Here is a 16,166-nt window from a genome sequence, read left to right as displayed (position 1 = left end):
GATCAGCGTACGGGCACCCCTGTCAGCCTGCTCAGTGCCGACCGGACCACGGTGGGGTCGGTGGTCCGCCAGAAGGGTGGTAGCGACGCCGCGAGGTAGCCGCCGTATCCGGCGGTCGCCAGACGCGAATCGAGCACCGCGACCACACCACGGTCGTCGACCGAACGCAGCAGCCGACCGGCGCCCTGCGCGAGCAGCAGGGCGGCATGGTTGGCGGCGACCGACAGAAAACCGTTGCCGCCGCGGGCGTCGACGGCGCGCTGACGGGCGGTGAGCAGCGGATCGTCCGGCCGGGGGAACGGAATCCGGTCGATGAGCACCAGACTCAACGACGGCCCGGGCACATCGACGCCCTGCCACAGCGACAACGTGCCGAACAGGCAGGTCTCCGGGTCCTCGGCGAATTGCTTGACCAACGTCGAGGTGGTGTCGTCACCCTGGCACAGGATCGGCACCGACACGCGGTCGGCCAATGCATCGGCGGCCGCGCGCGCCGCCCGCATCGACGAGAACAAACCGAGGGTGCGTCCGTTGGCGGCACCGATCAGCGACTCGATCTCGTCGAGGGTCGCCGGGGCCAGTCCGTCGCGCCCGGGCCGTGGGAGGTGGCGGGCGACATAAAGGATCGCCGAGCGCGGATAGTCGAACGGTGAGCCGGCGTCGAGACCGGTCCAGCGGACCGTACCCTCGTCCGACGGGGCGGCCTTGCCCGTCGCGGTCGCCGTCCGCGCGGCCACCGCGGATCGCCCAGACCTGTCTCGCCCAGACCTGTCTCGCCCAGACCCGTCCCGTGATGACCCGTCCGGTCCCGGGTCATCGACCTCGTCGGCGGCCGGGGTGTCTGCACCGCGCCCCGAAGCCGGCAACCCCCAGGTGGCGGCCAGCGCGTCGAACGAACCGCCGATGGTCAGCGTCGCCGAGGTCAGGATCACCGTGGAGGTGGAGAACAGGGTGCTGCGCAGCAACCCGCCGACCGACAGCGGTGCGATGTGTAGCACCGGGCGGGTGCTCGCCGATGGCCCGCGGCCCACCCGCTCGTGGCCCACCCAGACCACGTCACGACGCTTGGCCACCTCCGGCTCGGAGAACGCCCCGAGCAGCCGCACGATCGTGTCGTGGAGATCCTCGAGTCCGGTGAGCGCGGCCGAGCGGGCCGCGGCGGCACCCTCGTCGCCGCTCGCCCCGAGGCCGCGGACCGGCCCGATGGCACCACGCGTGGCCCACAGGCGGTCGCGCAGCACCGTCAGCGTGGCGCCGGCCGCAGGCGGCATGGCCGTCCACTCGCCGGGCGGACAGTCATCGAGGAGCTCACCGAGGTGCTCACCGGCACCGATGAGCGCATCGACGGTTTCTTCGTCGACGAGTTTGCCGACCCGCTTGGACAGGTTGGCCACCGCTGCCGCCGAGACCTCCGCGGTGCTGACCGAGGTGATGCGGTCGACGAGCTCGTGCGCCTCGTCGATGATCACCACGTCGTGATCGGGCAGGACGTTGGCCGGGCTGAGCGCGTCGATGGCCAGCATCGCGTGATTGGTGACGACGACGTCGACCTGGGCGCTGGCTCGGCGCGCGCGTTCGGCGAAACAGTCCTCGGAGTAGGAGCAGTTGGTTGCTCCCAGACACTCCCGCGCCGACACGCTGACCTGTCGCCAGGAGCGGTCGGCGACCCCGGGGGACAGGTCATCGCGGTCACCGGTCTCGGTGTCGGAGGTCCACTCCCGCAGCCGGGTGACCTCGCGGCCGGTCCGGGACAGCTCGAAGGCATCGAAGAGCTCGGTATCGGGTTCCTCGACGGCGCCCGCGTGGATCTTGTGCAGGCACAGGTAATTCGAGCGGCCCTTGAGGATCGCGAAGGTCGGCTTGCGCCCGAGCGGGCCGGCCAGGGCATCGGCGAGCCGTGGCAGATCCCGCTCGACGAGCTGGCGCTGCAGCGCGATCGTCGCCGTCGACACCACCACCGTGTCGCCGGAGGCCACGGCATGCCGGATCGCGGGCACCAGGTAGGCCAGTGACTTACCGGTGCCGGTGCCCGCCTGGACGGCGAGATGCTCGCCGACGTCGATGGCGTGATCGACGGCGTTGGCCATGCGCAGCTGGCCGTCGCGACGACGGCCGGACAATGCGGTGACCGCCGCGTCGAGCAGCTCGGTCACCGAGGGAAGATCGGTCATGGGTGCGGCTCAGGACTCCTCGGATGCGCCACTGTACAGCAGATCGCCGTCGAGAGTTATTCCCGCCGAACGCATCTCGTCGAGCGCGGCCTTGGCCGTCGATGTGTCGACGGCGGCGGTGAAGTTGAGCAGCACGCGGGTACGCAGACCGGCGCGCGCGGCGTCGAGGGCAGTGGCACGCACGCAGTGGTCGGTGGCGATCCCGACGACGTCCACCGAGTTCACCCCGGCCACGCGCAGCCACCGTTCGAGGGATACCCCGTCGTCGTCGGCGCCCTCGAAACCCGAATAGGCGGCGCTGTACTCGCCTTTGGAGAAGACATCGGCGACCGTCGAGGTGTCCAGCGCGGGCGAGAACGCCACACCATCGGTGCCGACCCGACAGTGCGGCGGCCACGAGTCGACGTAGTCGGGGTCGTCGGAGAAGTGCGCACCCGGATCGATGTGATAGTCGCGTGTGGCCACCACGGTCCGGTAGTCGCCCAGGATGCTGTTGATCGCACCCGCCACGGCGTTACCCCCGCGGACGCCCAGCGCACCGCCCTCGCAGAAGTCGTTCTGGACGTCGACGATGACCAGGGCGTCGGCCGGGCCGGACCATTCGCCGGACTGCGGGCTGCTCATGATTCTCCTCGGGGGCGGTGGACAGGGCGGCTGGTGACGGGCGACGGGAAGGCGGTGGCCCGGAATGCTCAACCCAGAACGTAGCGCGTCGGCACCGCCGGATCACCGTGCGACAGGCCGAGTCCCTCCCACGGCAGGCTCACGAGGCCGCGGCCGAGGTGGTCGCGCGCGTCGGACAGGTTCGGCAGATCGTCGACGGGCTCGCCGGAACGGACGAGCGGGATCTGCAGGTCGCGGGTGACGAGCCCGTGGGTGTCCGGCAGCGGATCGCCCGTGCGGTGGATGATCTCCTCGACGATGGTGCCGCTGGGTCGGGCCGCGCGGACGGCGGTCTTGGCACCACCCCGCGATTCCTTGTGGCTGGCCCGTTTGGCGACGGGGGTGCCGTCGACCTCGACGAGCTTGTAGACCATGCCGGCGGTGGGCGCACCGCTACCGGTGACCAAGGAGGTGCCCACCCCGTAGGTGTCGACGGGTTCGGCGCGCAGCGAGGCGATGGCGTACTCGTCGAGATCGCCGGACACGACGATCTTGGTGCCGGTGGCGCCGAGGGAGTCGAGCTGATCGCGGACCTGTCGGGCGAGCACGCCGAGGTCGCCGGAGTCGATGCGCACCGCCCCGAGTTCGGGTCCGGCGACCTCGATGGCGTTGCGGACCCCGGCGGTGATGTCGTAGGTGTCGACGAGCAGCGTGGTGCCGACACCGAGCGCCTCGATCTGCGCGGCGAAGGCCGCCTTCTCGTCGGGGCCGTCGGGTCCGGCGAAGCCGAGGGTGAACGCGTGCGCGGCGGTGCCGGCACTCGGCACCCCGTAGGTGCGGGCCGCCTCCAGGTTGGAGGTGGCCGCGACGCCCGCGATGTAGGCCGCCCGCGACGAGGAGACCGCGGCCCGCTCGTGGGTGCGGCGCGACCCCATCTCGATGATCGGCCGGTTGCCGGCAGCGCTGACCATCCGCGCCGCCGCCGACGCGATCGCACTGTCGTGGTTGAGGATCGACAGGATCAGGGTCTCGAGCAGTACCCCCTCGGCGAAACTCGCGCGCACGGTCAGGATCGGGGATCCGGGAAAGTACAGCTCACCCTCGCGGTAGCCGTCGATGTCACCGGAGAACCGGTAGTCACGCAGCCAGGCGATCGTCTCGGCGTCGCAGAAGCGTTCGAGGACCGCGATCTCCTCGTCGCCGAATCGGAAGCGTGCCAGCTCGTCGATGACCCGTCCGGTACCGGCGACCACACCGTAGCGGCGGCCGTCGGGTAGGCGCCGCGCGAACACTTCGAAGACGCACCGGCGGTGCGCGATCGGGTGGCGCAGCGCTGCGCGGACCATGGTGACCTCGTAGTGATCGGTCAGCAGGGCGGTGTTGTCCACGTTGTTGATCCCTTACCCTTGGACGTATGGCGCCTGACGGAATGCGTGCGCATGAGGCTACTCCCGGTGGTGCGGCCGTCGCCGAACCCACCGTCGCCGAGGGCGCATCGGACCTCGACCGCCCGTGGATGACGGTCGTGTGGGACGACCCGGTCAACCTGATGCGGTATGTCACCTTCGTCTTCCAGAAGATCTTCGGCTACTCCGAGGCCCGGGCGAACGAGCTGATGATGCAGGTGCACACCGAGGGGCGCGCGGTGGTGTCCAGCGGTGGCCGCGACAAGGTGGAGTCCGACGTCCGAAAGCTGCATGCCGCGGGATTGTGGGCGACGATGCAGCGGGATTGCTGAGCGCGCGTGCGCACCTGGAAAAGGCAGGGTCGGGGTTCGCGGATGCGGATCTGCTCCAACCTCGAACGCCATGAGGTCGAGCTGCTCGCGTCGATGGTGACCTCGATGACCGACCTCCTCACCGAACGGGAATCGAGCGCGCCCACCGACGAACTCGCTGCGATGACCGGCATCCGCACGGGCCACTCGTCGCCGCCGACCGATCTCACCCTTGGCCGGTTGCTGCCCGATTTCCATCGTCCCGACCAGGAGCGCGACCTGGAAGCGGAGATGATCAATGGCGACCTCAACGCCGCGATGCGCAGCCTGAACGAGCCGAAGATCATCGACGCCAAACTCGGGGCCGCCCGGACCTTGCTGGATTCGTTGCCCGCCGGCGGTGGCGACATCGCCCTGACCGAGGCACAGGCTCTCGACTGGCTGACCGCGCTCAACGACGTCCGGCTGGCTCTCGGCGCGATGCTCGGTATCTCCGAGGACACCCCCGACCAGCTGCCCGAGGGTCATCCGCATGCCGCCCATCTCGACGTCTACCACTGGCTGACGGTGATGCAGGAACTCCTCGTCGAGGCCTTGATGTGAGCGGAGAATGATGTGAGCGAGGCCTCTTGGTGAGCAAGGGCGTTGATGTGACGGGGGAGTCGGACGCCCGAATGGCGCAGGCGGGCAACCGCATCACCGATATCGACGGGATCACCGTCGGCCATCACCACCGCATCGATGCCGAGGTGACCGTCGGCGGTGGCGGCCCCGACGACCCGCCGGGGACCGGCTGGTGCAGCGGCACCACGGTGACCCGGATCGACGGGCCGCGCCCGTGCGCGGCCGTCGACGTACGCGGTGGTGGTCCGGGTACCCGCGAAACCGATCTGCTCGATCCCTCGAACACCGTCACCACCGCCCATGCCGTGGTCCTGACCGGTGGCAGCGCCTACGGGCTGGCCGCCGCGGACGGCGTGATGAGCGAACTCGAGCGCCACGGCGTGGGCCTGCCGATGGACGCGCACGGGCACGTTGTCCCGATCGTTCCCGCCGCGGTGATCTTCGACCTCCCGGTCGGGGCCTGGGAGAACCGTCCGGACGCGGGGTTCGGTACCGCGGCGGTGCGCTCGGCGGGTCGCGAGTTTGCGGTGGGCAGCGTCGGTGCCGGTGCGGGCGCGCGGGCCGGTGCCCTCAAGGGCGGTGTCGGCACGACGAGTAGACGGATCGAGGAGGGCCCGGCCGCCGGGATCCTCGTGGGCGCGCTCATCGTCGCCAACCCGGTCGGTGCGGTGATCGACCCGGATACCGGATTGCCTTGGGGCGTCGGCCAATCCGAGCTGGCTCGACTGGGTCTGCAGCAGCCGGCGCCGGCCGAGGTGGCCGCGCTGGCAGACGTCGGCGCCAAGCCGACCGTCCTCAACACCACGATCGGCGTCGTCGCGACCGACGCGGCGTTCGCCCCGGCGTCGTTGCGGCGGGTGGCGATGTCGGCGCACGACGGGCTCGCCCTGGCGATCCGTCCGGTGCACTCGCCGCTCGACGGCGACACCATCTTCGCCGTGGCCACCGGGGCGCACCCGGTGGCGCCGACCCCGGCGATCCCGCCCGGCATGAACCCCGACACCGCGGTGCTGGCACAGGTGTGTGCGGTCGCCACCGAGGTCACCCGGGACGCGGTGATCGCGGCGATCGTCGCCGCCGAACCGGTCGCAGGCATCCCCGCCTACCGACGCGTGATGGCGTCAGCGATTCGCTGACGCCATCACGGTCTCCGGTGGCCCGCCGGTGAGAGCGGGCGGTGACTATTCGTGGCCCGAGGTGCAGACCCAGGTGTAGATGTCGCCGCCGCCTGCGGCGTAGAGCGCGTTCGACTGGGCGCTGTAGAGGCTCGGGCCGCGACCGTAACCCCAGTACGACGGTGACGAGGCGACCGCGCCGCAACCGTTGACGAACTGGACCACGACCTTGCAGCCGTAGCCGCAGGAGTCGAGTGCCGCGTCGGCGGCCCCGGCGGAGGAGTCGTAGTCCCACGCTCGTCCGGCGTCCCCGGTCGAGGTGTTCAGCGCGATCGCGCCGTAGTAGTTGCCGTAGGCGTGGGCAGCGGGGGCGGTGTCGAGGGCGGCGGGAGCGACGAGCGCTGCACCCACCGCGCCCACGGCGACGGCCGAGGCAACCAGACGCTTGCGAATACTCATGAGCTGTCTCCTTGCGTGAGCGGGTGATCAGGCCGGCGCGCGCGAGGCGTCGGACGGGTTGGGGGTTCCGGAGGGGGACGGGGTGGCGATCGTCGCCGGTTTGGTGACCTCGACGGTGTTGTTCCAGTTCGACAGGTTCATCGTCATCGTGGAGTTGGTCGCCGGTATGAGGACCACTCGGGCGAGCTGGTTGTCGGGAGTGATCCAGACGTTCACCGGAACCTGGGCGTCCTGGTTCTTGGTGATGTTGGTCCCGGTCAGCGCGGCGAGTTGCTTGGCGGCGACGGTCCCGGTGACGCGGGTGGCCTTGACGCCGCCGATGTCCTCGGTGCCGGAGGTCTTGGGGTCCTGCATGTTCCGCAGCAGATTCGCCAGGCCCTTCTCGGGGTTGAGAACGACCGAGACGTCGTAGACGGAGCGGCCGTCGCCGTAGTCGACGTAGCCCTTGTTGCCGATGTCGGCGTAGAGGTGCTGATCGACGTAGACGAACGGTGCGGCGCTGTCGGTGGTGCCCAGCATCACCGTCGCGGTGCCCTTGGCCGCGGTCTTGGGCTTGGTCACCAGATCGGCGTCGACCTTCTTGACGGTCACGTTGGGAACCTTGCCGTCGACGGTGAGGTCCAGATGGGCGCCGGTGAGGGCGGCGGTCTTGTCGGCGGCGGCGTTGATGAGGGCGGCCGGATCGTTCATCGACGACGAGGCGGTGGTGTTGTTGCCACCCGAGCCGCTGTCGGAATCCGACGAGCAGCCGGTGAGTGTGATGGCAGCGGCGATACCCGTGGCGATGGCGGCCGTGGCAACACGGTGGGCACGGTGCATGTGGTGAGCTCCTGATTCTCTGAGGTTCCCCCGGGGCCGATGTCGGTTGTCGAAGTCGGCACCGCAGATCGTGAACTGTGGCGAAACGCTACAGCGCCGGACGACGGTGTGAAAACAGCTGTAGTTCGCACGGATGACGGGTGTGTGGCGCGGGCGCGAGCCGCCCGGGCGCAGCTCTGACCTGCGAGAGCATGCGATCGGACAGGCGACCGGAATAGCGTCGCCGAGCCGGACGTTGGGTAGCCACGATGTGCGGAGTGCACCCGTGACGGTGAGAGCGAGGAGTGGCAGTGCTGCGGATCAGCCGCGAGCTGGTGGACCAGATGATCGCGCATGCACGTGCCGATCATCCTGACGAGGCGTGCGGGGTGATCGCCGGTCCCGAGGGCTCCGACGAGCCACAGCGGTTCATCCCGATGGTCAACGCCGAACGGTCACCGACCTTCTACCGATTCGACTCGCTCGAACAACTCAAGGTGTGGCGGGAGATGGACCGCCGGGACGAGGAGCCGGTGGTGATCTACCACTCGCACACCGCAACCGAGCCCTACCCCAGCCGTACCGACGTGTCGTACGCGAGTGAGCCGGGCGCCCATTACGTCCTGGTGTCCACCCGCGAGCCCGACACCGACGAGGTCCGCAGTTACCGGATCCTCGACGGGGTGGTCACCGAAGAAGAGATCGAGATCAGGAGCTGAGCAACCATGGCGGTAACCGTGTCCATCCCGACGATCCTGCGTACCCACACCGGTGGTGAAAAGCGGGTCGACGCAACGGGATCGACGTTGAGTGAACTCATCGACAACCTGGAGTCGGCGAACCCGGGGCTACGCGAACGGCTGGTCGCCGACGGCAAGTTGCATCGTTTCGTCAACATCTACGTCAACGACGAGGATGTGCGCTTCTCCGGTGGTCTGGACACCACCATCGACGACGGGGACGAGGTCACCATCCTGCCCGCGGTGGCCGGCGGTAGCGCCACGTCGTGACCCGCTACGACTCGCTGATCGCCTCGGTCGGCAACACTCCGCTGATCGGTCTGCAGCGGCTCTCGCCGCGCTGGGACGACGATCCGACGCAGGGTCCGCACGTGCGGCTGTGGGCCAAACTCGAGGACCGTAACCCGACCGGCTCCATCAAGGACCGCCCCGCATTGGCGATGATCGAGGCGGCCGAACGCGACGGCACCCTGAGGCCCGGGGCGACGATCCTGGAACCCACGAGCGGCAACACCGGGATCTCGTTGGCGATGGCCGCCAAGCTCAAGGGATATCACCTGATTTGCGTGATGCCGGAGAACACCTCCGAGGAACGCCGATCGCTGCTGAAAATGTATGGCGCCGAAGTCATCTCGTCGCCCGCCGCCGGAGGTTCGAACACCGCGGTGCGGGTGGCCAAGGAACTCGCCGCCGAGCACGACGACTGGGTGATGCTCTACCAGTACGGCAACGAGGCCAACTGGCGAGCGCACTACGCGGGCACCGGTCCCGAGCTCTACGCCGACCTGCCCGAGATCACGCACTTCGTCGCCGGGCTCGGCACCACCGGCACCCTGATGGGGGTGGGACGCTATCTGCGTGAGCGCGACCCCGACATCGAGATCGTGGCCGCCGAGCCGCGGTACGGCGACGAGGTGTACGGCCTGCGCAACATCGACGAGGGCTTCGTGCCCGAGCTCTACGACGACTCGGTGCTGACCCGCCGATTCTCGGTGACCGGGATCGACGCCGTCGCCCGGGTGCGTGAACTCATCGACACCGAGGGCATCTTCGCCGGGATCTCCACCGGCGCGATCCTGCAGGCCGCGCGAGGGATCGGACGCAAGGCGCTCAAGGCGGGCCGGCGCGCCGACATCGGTTTCGTCGTGCCCGACGCGGGATGGAAGTATCTGTCGACCGGGGCCTACGACGGTAGCCTGGAAGAAGCAGAGCAGGCCCTGGAGGGACAGCTCTGGGCCTGAGGGCCCGATCCGCCCCGACTGCACCTGACCGACACCGCATCTGACCGACCGAACCCGACCGACAAGGCACCGGCACCGGCGCCGAGGAGAACACCATCAACGCGACCCAGACACCGGGAGCGCCGCCGACGCGGCGCCCGTTGTGGCAGCGCTCGGCGCTGGTCATGGTGTTCATCGTCATCGGCCTGATCATCGTCGAGGCCATCGATGCCGCGACCCATTACGACCTCGATTCGGCCGGCATCGAGCCGCGTCGTATCGACGGACTCGACGGCATCGTGTGGTCGCCCTTCCTGCACGCCAACTGGGACCATTTGTGGACCAACCTCGCGGTCGGGGTGGTCCTCGGATTCCTGTTGCTGCTCGCCCGGCGATTCCTGTTCGTCACCGCGGTCGTCTGGATCACCTCCGGACTGGGCGTGTGGCTGTTCGCGCCGAGCGGATCGGTGACCGTCGGGGCCTCCGGGGTGATCTTCGGCTGGCTCGCCTATCTGCTGGTTCGTGGATTGTTCAATCGCAACCTCTGGCAGATCCTCGGTGGCCTGGTCTTGCTGCTCGTCTACGGGTCGGTGCTGTGGGGCGTGCTGCCGACCGACCCGACCGTCTCGTGGCAGGGACATCTGTTCGGGGCCATCGGCGGCCTTCTTGCCGCCTGGTTCCTCACCGACCGCGACCGGCGTCGTCGATCTCCGGGTAACGCGGCCGCAGGCGGTCCGCCGATGCCGGGGGTGTCGCAATAGTCGCCCCCGGACCCGACGCCCCGATCGGCATCTTCGATTCCGGCGTCGGCGGGCTCACCGTGGCCCGCGCGATCATCGACCTGCTCCCCGACGAGGACATCGTCTACATCGGCGACACCGCCAACGGCCCCTACGGGCCGCTGACCATCCCGCAGATCCGCAAGCACGCGTTGGCCATCGGCGACGAGCTCGCCGAGCGCGGGGTGAAGGCCATCGTCATCGCGTGCAACACCGCGTCGGCGGCATGTCTGCGCGACGCCCGCGAGCGGTACGCGCCGATCCCGGTGATCGAGGTGGTCCTGCCGGCTGTGCGGCGTGCGGTGGTGGCCACCAAGACCGGTCGTATCGGGGTCATCGGGACCGAGGCCACCATCGCCTCGCAGGCCTATCAGGACTCCTTCGCCGCCGCCCGGGACGCGGAGATCACCGCGGTCGCCTGCCCTCGGTTCGTCGACTTCGTCGAGCGCGGCATCACCAGCGGACGCCAGATCCTCGGCTTGGCGCAGGGCTACCTCGAGCCGCTGCAGGACGCGGGCGTCGACACCGTGGTGCTCGGCTGCACCCACTACCCGCTGCTCTCGGGCGTCATCGCCCTCGCCATGGGCGACGAGGTCACACTCGTCTCCAGCGCCGAGGAAACCGCCAAGGACCTCTTTGCCGTATTGACCCGCTCCGACATGTTGCACCCGCACACCGATCGCGCCGCCGAACGAGTGTTTCAGGCCACGGGAAATCCGGAATCGTTCGCGCGCTTGTCAACTCGGTTCCTCGGCCCGACGGTCGGCTCGGTGGCCCGCATCTGAGGTGACCGGCGGGAGTCGTTCACACACCGACTTGTGATCGGATACCCGGCCACCATGACGCCCACGCATGGCAAGGTAGGGCTATGCGTGTCACGGTGCTCGGTTGCTCGGGAAGTGTGGGTGGACCGGGTGCAGCCTGTTCGGGCTACCTGTTCTCGGTGCCCGGCGAGCAACCCGTGCTGATGGACTGCGGACCCGGCGTCTTCGGCGAGCTGATGCGGGTGTCCGATCCCGACAACATCGCGGTCGTGCTCTCCCACATGCACGCCGACCACTGCCTCGATCTGCCGGCGATGATGGTCTGGCGCCGCTATGCCCCGCCCGGACCGGCACCGGAGAAGGCCCCGCTCTACGGCCCGTCGGGGGTGGCGATGCGAATCGGCGCGGCGTCCTCGGAATTCCCCGGCGAGATCGACGACATCAGCGACACCTTCGACGTGCACGAGTGGGCCGACGGGATGGAGATCACGCTGGGCGGGATGAACATCCACGCGATCAAGCTCGATCACCCGCCGGAGACCTACGGGCTGCGCGTCACCGGTCCGGAGGGTCACGTGATCGCTTTCAGCGGAGATACCGGGCCGTGTGACGAACTCATCGATCTCGCCGCCGACGCCGACCTGTTCCTGTGTGAGGCGTCGTGGACCCATGATCCCGGCAACCGCCCCGAGCATCTTCACCTGTCGGGTATCGAGGCCGGTGAGGCCGCTGCGAAGGCCAACGCGAAGGCCTTGGCCATCACCCATGTCGCGCCGTGGTGTGACGCGTCGGTGATCATGGCCGAGGCACGCAGCACATTCTCCGGTCCGGTCGAACTCGTCCGGCAAGGACAGATCTTCCACTTCTGACGCCCCGACGGCGTCACCGCGCTCGGTGTCTACAGTTGATCGGGTGACGACACGCGCTGACGGCAGGGCCGACGACGAACTCCGACCGATCACCTTCACCCGCGGATTCACCTCCCATCCGGCCGGATCCGTACTGGTGGAATTCGGACAGACCCGGGTGCTGTGCACCGCCAGCGTGACCGAGGGTGTACCGCCGTGGCGTCGGGGATCGGGCCTGGGGTGGCTGACCGCCGAATATGCGATGCTGCCCGCCGCCACCCATGAGCGGTCTCGCCGCGAATCGGTCGCCGGCAAGGTCGGAGGCCGCACCCACGAGATCAGCCGACTCATCGGACGCTCGCTGCGTGCCTGCATCGACCTCGCCGCGCTGGGGGAGAACACCATCGCGCTGGACTGCGACGTGTTGCAGGCCGACGGCGGCACCCGGACCGCCGCGATCACCGGTGCGTACGTCGCGCTCGCCGACGCGGTGACCTGGCTGGGTGCCGCGGGCAAACTCTCCGACCCGCAGCCGTTGTCGTGCATGATCGCCGCGGTCAGCGTGGGCGTGGTCGACGGCCGGGTCCGGCTGGATCTGCCCTACGAGGAGGATTCGCGGGCCGAGGTCGACATGAACGTCGTGACCACCGACGCCGGCACCCTGGTGGAGGTGCAGGGCACCGGTGAGGGCGCGACCTTCCCGCGCGCCACCCTGGAGAAGCTGCTCGATCTCGCCGAGATCGGCACCGCCAAGCTCTTCGAGGCGCAACGCGCGGTGCTCGACGAGCCGTACCCGGGCGAGTTGCCGACCGCATGAACGCTCCTGATTCGACACCCCGCCGCGTACTGTTGGCCAGCCGTAACGCCAAGAAGCTGGCGGAGCTGCGACGCGTCGTCGACGCCGCGGGCATCGTGGGACTCGACGTCGTGGGACTCGACGCGGTCCCGGAGTACCCCGAGGAACCGGAGACCGGTGCAACCTTCGAGGAGAACGCGCTCATCAAGGCGCGCTCGGGAGCGCGTGCGACCGGACTGCCTTGTCTGGCCGACGATTCCGGGTTGTCGGTGGACGCTCTCAACGGTATGCCGGGAGTGCTCTCGGCTCGCTGGAGCGGACGCCACGGCGACGACGCGGCGAACAACGAGCTGTTGTTGAGTCAGATCGCCGACGTTCCCGACGAACGTCGCGGGGCTGCATTCGTCTCGGCCTGTGCACTCGTGGTGCCCGACGGTACCGAGACGGTCGTGCGCGGCGAGTGGCGCGGGACAATCCTGCGAGAAGGTCTCGGCGCCAACGGTTTCGGCTACGATCCGTTGTTCGTCCCGGACGACGCCGCGGCGGCCGGGCGCACCTCGGCGGAACTGTCGGCGCAGGAGAAGGATTCGCTGAGTCACCGCGGGAAGGCGTTGGCGCAGTTGGTGCCTGCGCTGGCGGCACTCGCCGTATCCGACTGAGTCCGCCGTGGTTTATGTCGAGGCGTCGGAACGGAGCCGTCGGTCGGTCGCCGCGGCCCGGGCGGTGATGGCGCGAGAGGGCGTGGCCGCCACGACACTTCGCGCCGTCGCGGCCGAGGCCGGTGTACCTCTCGGAACCCTGCAATATGTCTTCCCCACCAAGGAAAAGCTGGTCAAGGCCGTCATCGAGGATGTGGTGGAGGAGATCGCCGCGTTGCTCGCCGAGTCCCTGCCGGTGAAGGGCGGGCTCGCGAGGGCGATCCGCGACGGCGTCGCACTGTTCTGGTCGACTCTCGTGACACCCGATGTGCGACTGCAGATCGTGCAGGGTGAGCTACTCAACCACAGCCTCCGCAAGCCGGGGTGGGAGCACCTCGCCGCGTGGCAGTACGAACGCTATTGCAGCGTGCTCGTGCAGTGGTGTGAGCGGGCGGCGCAGGGGGCCGGCGAGACCACCGCGGTGCCGATCGAGCGGCTGGCGCGCCTTCTGCTCGCCGGAATCGACGGCATGACCCTGCAATACGTCTGCGACCCCGACGACGAACGCGCCGAGAGCGATCTGGCGTTCTTCGTCGAGACGATGATCACCGCAGCCGGCATCCAACCCGCACGCTGAGAAACGCCATTGCCTTTCGCGCCCGTCCGGCCCTAAAGTCAGTCATACGACTGACTGAGGAGTTCGATGAGCAACGATGTCGATGTAGTGGTGGTGGGCGCGGGGCTGTCGGGGCTGATCGCGGCCCGCGCACTTCGGCGATCACGGGCCGCCGTCCTGGTAGTCGAGGCCAGCGACAGATGCGGTGGCCGGGCGTATTCGGTGACGTCGAGTCTCGGCTCGCGACTGGACCTCGGAGGTCAGTGGGTGGGGCACGATCACCACCGGCTGATGGCTCTGGCCGACGAACTCGGTGCAACCCGATTCACGATGCACACCCCGACGATGCCGAGCATCGCCGACGGCTCTCGACGTATTCGGGTGACCTCGCCGTCGGTGCTCGCCGCCGTCTTCGGTCTCGCCGCAGTGAGTGCGGTGCGACGCGTGCGACGTCGGCAGACGTGGGCGACGACGAGCGTGCAGAGCTGGCTCGACCGGGTTCCCGGGGGCGCCCGACGACTGCTCGAGGTCGTCGCCGCGATCTCGTGGACCGCCGACCCGCAACGGTTCTCGGTGCGGACCATGATGAGCCTCATCGACGTACAGGGTGGTCTGGTGACCATGCTCTCGACGAAGGGTGGTGCCCAGGACGGGCTGGTCGTCGAAGGGATCGGATATCTCGTCGACCGACTCGTCGACGATCTCGGCTCGGCGGTACGCACGAACTGCGTCGTCACCGGGATCGAGCGGTCCGACGACCGCGTCGTCGTTCGCACCGCCTCGGGCGACATCGGCGCCCGCGAGGTCATCGTGGCCGTACCGCCGCCGGTCGCGGCGCGGATCACCCACCACCCGCCACTGCCGGCCGGGCGGATCTCGATGGAGCACGGCACATTCATGGGCTCGGTGTACAAGGCGATCGCGGTGTACCCGACCCCGTTCTGGCGGGAGTCGGGCGACGCCGAGATGATCCTCATCGACCGCCCCGGTGTCGCCGTCTTCGACACCTCACCCCCGGGCGGCCCAGGCCATCTGTGCCTACTCGTCGGCGGTGCCGAGGCGCATGACCTCGATGATCTCGATCCGGAGGGACGACGGCGACTTCTGTTGGGCAGGATCGCCGGTCATCTCGGAGACGCCATCCGCGAGCCGGTCGACTGGCACGAGAAGGCGTGGCACCTCGACGATCACGTCGGCGGCGGCTACATTGCCGTGCCGGAACTCGGCGCCGGTCACGATGAGCTGCCGATGTCGGCGCAGGCAATCGGGCGCGTCCATTGGGCCGGAGCGGAGACCGCGAGTGAGTACCCCGGGTACCTCGACGGCGCAATCGGTGCCGGTGAACGAGCTGCCGAGGAAGTGACGCGGGCGCTGCGAACGCGGGCCTGAGCGGCTCGCGGGATGGATGCCGACAGGGCGCGACCGCGGGCGCGTCAGGGCCTACAGCGACTTGCCGCCGAGGCCGTACTCCTGCTTCACCTCACGGGTGCGGATGTGCTCGAAGTAGAACGACAGGAACGGGATCGTGCCGGCGATCGCCGTGAGCACGATCTTGCCCAGCGGCCAGCGCACCTTAATGGCCAGATCCACGGTCATGATCAGGTACACGAAGTACACCCAGCCGTGCACGATCGGGACGAAGTCCAACGAGTCGACGCCGAAGCCGTACTTGACGATCAGCTCGACCACCAGCAGCAGCAGCCACAAGCCGGTGACCCACGCGAGGATGCGATATCGCAGGAGTGCTCCCTTGACCTTCTCGACGGGAGTGGCGGTGGGCTGGGCGGTCTGGGTCACTTGCGGCGGTCCTCACTGACAGATGAATCGGGTGTGGCGGTGGCCAGGTGTCCGTCGCCGTGTGCACGATCAGCGGCACTGAGTTCGGCCAGGTACCTGTTGTACTCGCGGAGTCCGGCGTCGTCATCCGCGACGGTCGATTCGCGCAGCGACGAGGCGCTCGGGGTGCTCGCGCGCTCGGGGAGCAGATCCTCGGGGATTTCCGTCATCCCCTTGGCCGCGGTCGCCCTCTGCAGTTCCTCGGGGTCGCTCTCCAGGACGACGAACCGTCGGTAGGCCCAAAGGAACGCGAAACCGAAAGCAGGCCACTGCAACGCGTAACCCAGGTTCTGGCCGGTCCCGCCGGCCTCATAGGTGTCCCACTGCCACCACGCCAGGCCGAGACAGACAATCGCGGCAACCACCACCAGCACCAGGAGTGCGGGGCGGTGCCGTCGACGGCCGGGCTGCGCGGACATACCTACGACGGTACCTGGCCTGC

The 16,166-nt window shown here is 68.8% G+C and carries 20 protein-coding genes; 13 read left to right on the top strand and 7 right to left on the bottom strand.

Annotation, left to right across the window (positions count from 1 at the left end):
• Positions 1-2: 2 nt before the first annotated feature.
• The 3 genes from GOPIP_RS19875 to GOPIP_RS19865 form a co-directional block, all read right to left on the bottom strand.
• Positions 3-2,171, bottom strand: coding sequence for an ATP-dependent DNA helicase (locus GOPIP_RS19875; protein ID WP_006371577.1), 2,169 nt, complete (start codon positions 2,169-2,171; stop codon positions 3-5).
• A 9-nt stretch (positions 2,172-2,180) separates the two neighbouring features.
• Positions 2,181-2,795, bottom strand: coding sequence for an isochorismatase family protein (locus GOPIP_RS19870; RefSeq protein WP_006371576.1), 615 nt, complete (start codon positions 2,793-2,795; stop codon positions 2,181-2,183).
• 68 nt (positions 2,796-2,863) lie between these two features.
• Entirely contained in the window at positions 2,864-4,120 is a 1,257-nt protein-coding gene (locus GOPIP_RS19865; RefSeq protein ID WP_210739326.1) for a nicotinate phosphoribosyltransferase, read from the bottom strand.
• Between the two features lie 68 nt (positions 4,121-4,188).
• Here GOPIP_RS19865 and clpS point away from each other — a divergent pair, with 68 nt between their 5' ends.
• From clpS to GOPIP_RS19850, 3 genes are all read left to right on the top strand, one after another.
• Entirely contained in the window at positions 4,189-4,512 is a 324-nt protein-coding gene (gene clpS, locus GOPIP_RS19860; RefSeq protein WP_026920197.1) for an ATP-dependent Clp protease adapter ClpS, read from the top strand.
• 6 nt (positions 4,513-4,518) lie between these two features.
• Complete coding sequence (gene aosR, locus GOPIP_RS19855) at positions 4,519-5,094, top strand: oxidative stress transcriptional regulator AosR (protein WP_014359660.1); 576 nt, start codon at positions 4,519-4,521, stop codon at positions 5,092-5,094.
• 71 nt (positions 5,095-5,165) lie between these two features.
• On the top strand, positions 5,166-6,251 hold the full coding sequence (locus tag GOPIP_RS19850; protein WP_035728491.1) for a P1 family peptidase: 1,086 nt from the start codon (positions 5,166-5,168) through the stop codon (positions 6,249-6,251).
• 45 nt (positions 6,252-6,296) lie between these two features.
• Here GOPIP_RS19850 and GOPIP_RS19845 read toward each other — a convergent pair whose 3' ends face one another.
• Both GOPIP_RS19845 and GOPIP_RS19840 read right to left on the bottom strand, forming a co-directional pair.
• Positions 6,297-6,689: a DUF4189 domain-containing protein gene (locus tag GOPIP_RS19845; protein ID WP_006371571.1), complete on the bottom strand. Its 393-nt coding sequence runs from the start codon at positions 6,687-6,689 to the stop codon at positions 6,297-6,299.
• A 27-nt stretch (positions 6,690-6,716) separates the two neighbouring features.
• Entirely contained in the window at positions 6,717-7,508 is a 792-nt protein-coding gene (locus tag GOPIP_RS19840; RefSeq protein ID WP_006371570.1) for an SCO4651 family lipoprotein, read from the bottom strand.
• A 290-nt stretch (positions 7,509-7,798) separates the two neighbouring features.
• Here GOPIP_RS19840 and GOPIP_RS19835 point away from each other — a divergent pair, with 290 nt between their 5' ends.
• The 10 genes from GOPIP_RS19835 to GOPIP_RS19790 all read left to right on the top strand — a co-directional run bounded on the left by GOPIP_RS19835 (position 7,799) and on the right by GOPIP_RS19790 (position 15,277).
• Complete coding sequence (locus tag GOPIP_RS19835) at positions 7,799-8,206, top strand: M67 family metallopeptidase (RefSeq protein ID WP_006371569.1); 408 nt, start codon at positions 7,799-7,801, stop codon at positions 8,204-8,206.
• A gap of 6 nt (positions 8,207-8,212) precedes the next feature.
• Positions 8,213-8,497: a MoaD/ThiS family protein gene (locus tag GOPIP_RS19830; RefSeq protein WP_006371568.1), complete on the top strand. Its 285-nt coding sequence runs from the start codon at positions 8,213-8,215 to the stop codon at positions 8,495-8,497.
• Positions 8,494-9,468, top strand: coding sequence for a PLP-dependent cysteine synthase family protein (locus tag GOPIP_RS19825; RefSeq protein ID WP_006371567.1), 975 nt, complete (start codon positions 8,494-8,496; stop codon positions 9,466-9,468). Before GOPIP_RS19830 ends, GOPIP_RS19825 begins: the two co-directional genes overlap by 4 nt.
• A gap of 140 nt (positions 9,469-9,608) precedes the next feature.
• Positions 9,609-10,208, top strand: coding sequence for a rhomboid family intramembrane serine protease (locus GOPIP_RS19820; RefSeq protein WP_006371566.1), 600 nt, complete (start codon positions 9,609-9,611; stop codon positions 10,206-10,208).
• Complete coding sequence (gene murI / locus GOPIP_RS19815) at positions 10,205-11,011, top strand: glutamate racemase (protein WP_193361613.1); 807 nt, start codon at positions 10,205-10,207, stop codon at positions 11,009-11,011. The genes GOPIP_RS19820 and murI overlap by 4 nt, the downstream gene beginning before the upstream one ends.
• A gap of 83 nt (positions 11,012-11,094) precedes the next feature.
• Complete coding sequence (locus GOPIP_RS19810; protein WP_006371564.1) at positions 11,095-11,859, top strand: cyclic nucleotide-degrading phosphodiesterase; 765 nt, start codon at positions 11,095-11,097, stop codon at positions 11,857-11,859.
• Positions 11,860-11,902: 43 nt separating this feature from the next.
• Positions 11,903-12,655: a ribonuclease PH gene (gene rph, locus GOPIP_RS19805; protein WP_006371563.1), complete on the top strand. Its 753-nt coding sequence runs from the start codon at positions 11,903-11,905 to the stop codon at positions 12,653-12,655.
• On the top strand, positions 12,652-13,293 hold the full coding sequence (gene rdgB, locus GOPIP_RS19800; protein ID WP_006371562.1) for an RdgB/HAM1 family non-canonical purine NTP pyrophosphatase: 642 nt from the start codon (positions 12,652-12,654) through the stop codon (positions 13,291-13,293). The genes rph and rdgB overlap by 4 nt, the downstream gene beginning before the upstream one ends.
• A 7-nt stretch (positions 13,294-13,300) precedes the next feature.
• A complete protein-coding gene (locus GOPIP_RS19795) occupies positions 13,301-13,909 on the top strand; it encodes a TetR/AcrR family transcriptional regulator (protein WP_006371561.1) in 609 nt (202 codons plus the stop codon).
• Positions 13,910-13,975: 66 nt separating this feature from the next.
• On the top strand, positions 13,976-15,277 hold the full coding sequence (locus tag GOPIP_RS19790; RefSeq protein ID WP_006371560.1) for a flavin monoamine oxidase family protein: 1,302 nt from the start codon (positions 13,976-13,978) through the stop codon (positions 15,275-15,277).
• 51 nt (positions 15,278-15,328) lie between these two features.
• On the opposite strand, the gene GOPIP_RS19785 is transcribed toward GOPIP_RS19790, so the two are convergent.
• Both GOPIP_RS19785 and GOPIP_RS19780 read right to left on the bottom strand, forming a co-directional pair.
• The gene (locus GOPIP_RS19785) at positions 15,329-15,685 is read right to left on the bottom strand and encodes a DUF3817 domain-containing protein (protein ID WP_006371557.1); all 357 of its coding nucleotides are present in this window, start codon (positions 15,683-15,685) and stop codon (positions 15,329-15,331) included.
• Entirely contained in the window at positions 15,682-16,143 is a 462-nt protein-coding gene (locus tag GOPIP_RS19780) for a hypothetical protein (RefSeq protein ID WP_006371555.1), read from the bottom strand. The genes GOPIP_RS19785 and GOPIP_RS19780 overlap by 4 nt, the downstream gene beginning before the upstream one ends.
• Between the last annotated feature and the right edge of the window lie 23 nt (positions 16,144-16,166).

This window comes from Gordonia polyisoprenivorans NBRC 16320 = JCM 10675 (assembly GCF_000241325.1).
Lineage (GTDB): Bacteria > Actinomycetota > Actinomycetes > Mycobacteriales > Mycobacteriaceae > Gordonia > Gordonia polyisoprenivorans.
This window is presented reverse-complemented; position numbering and strand designations above follow the sequence as displayed.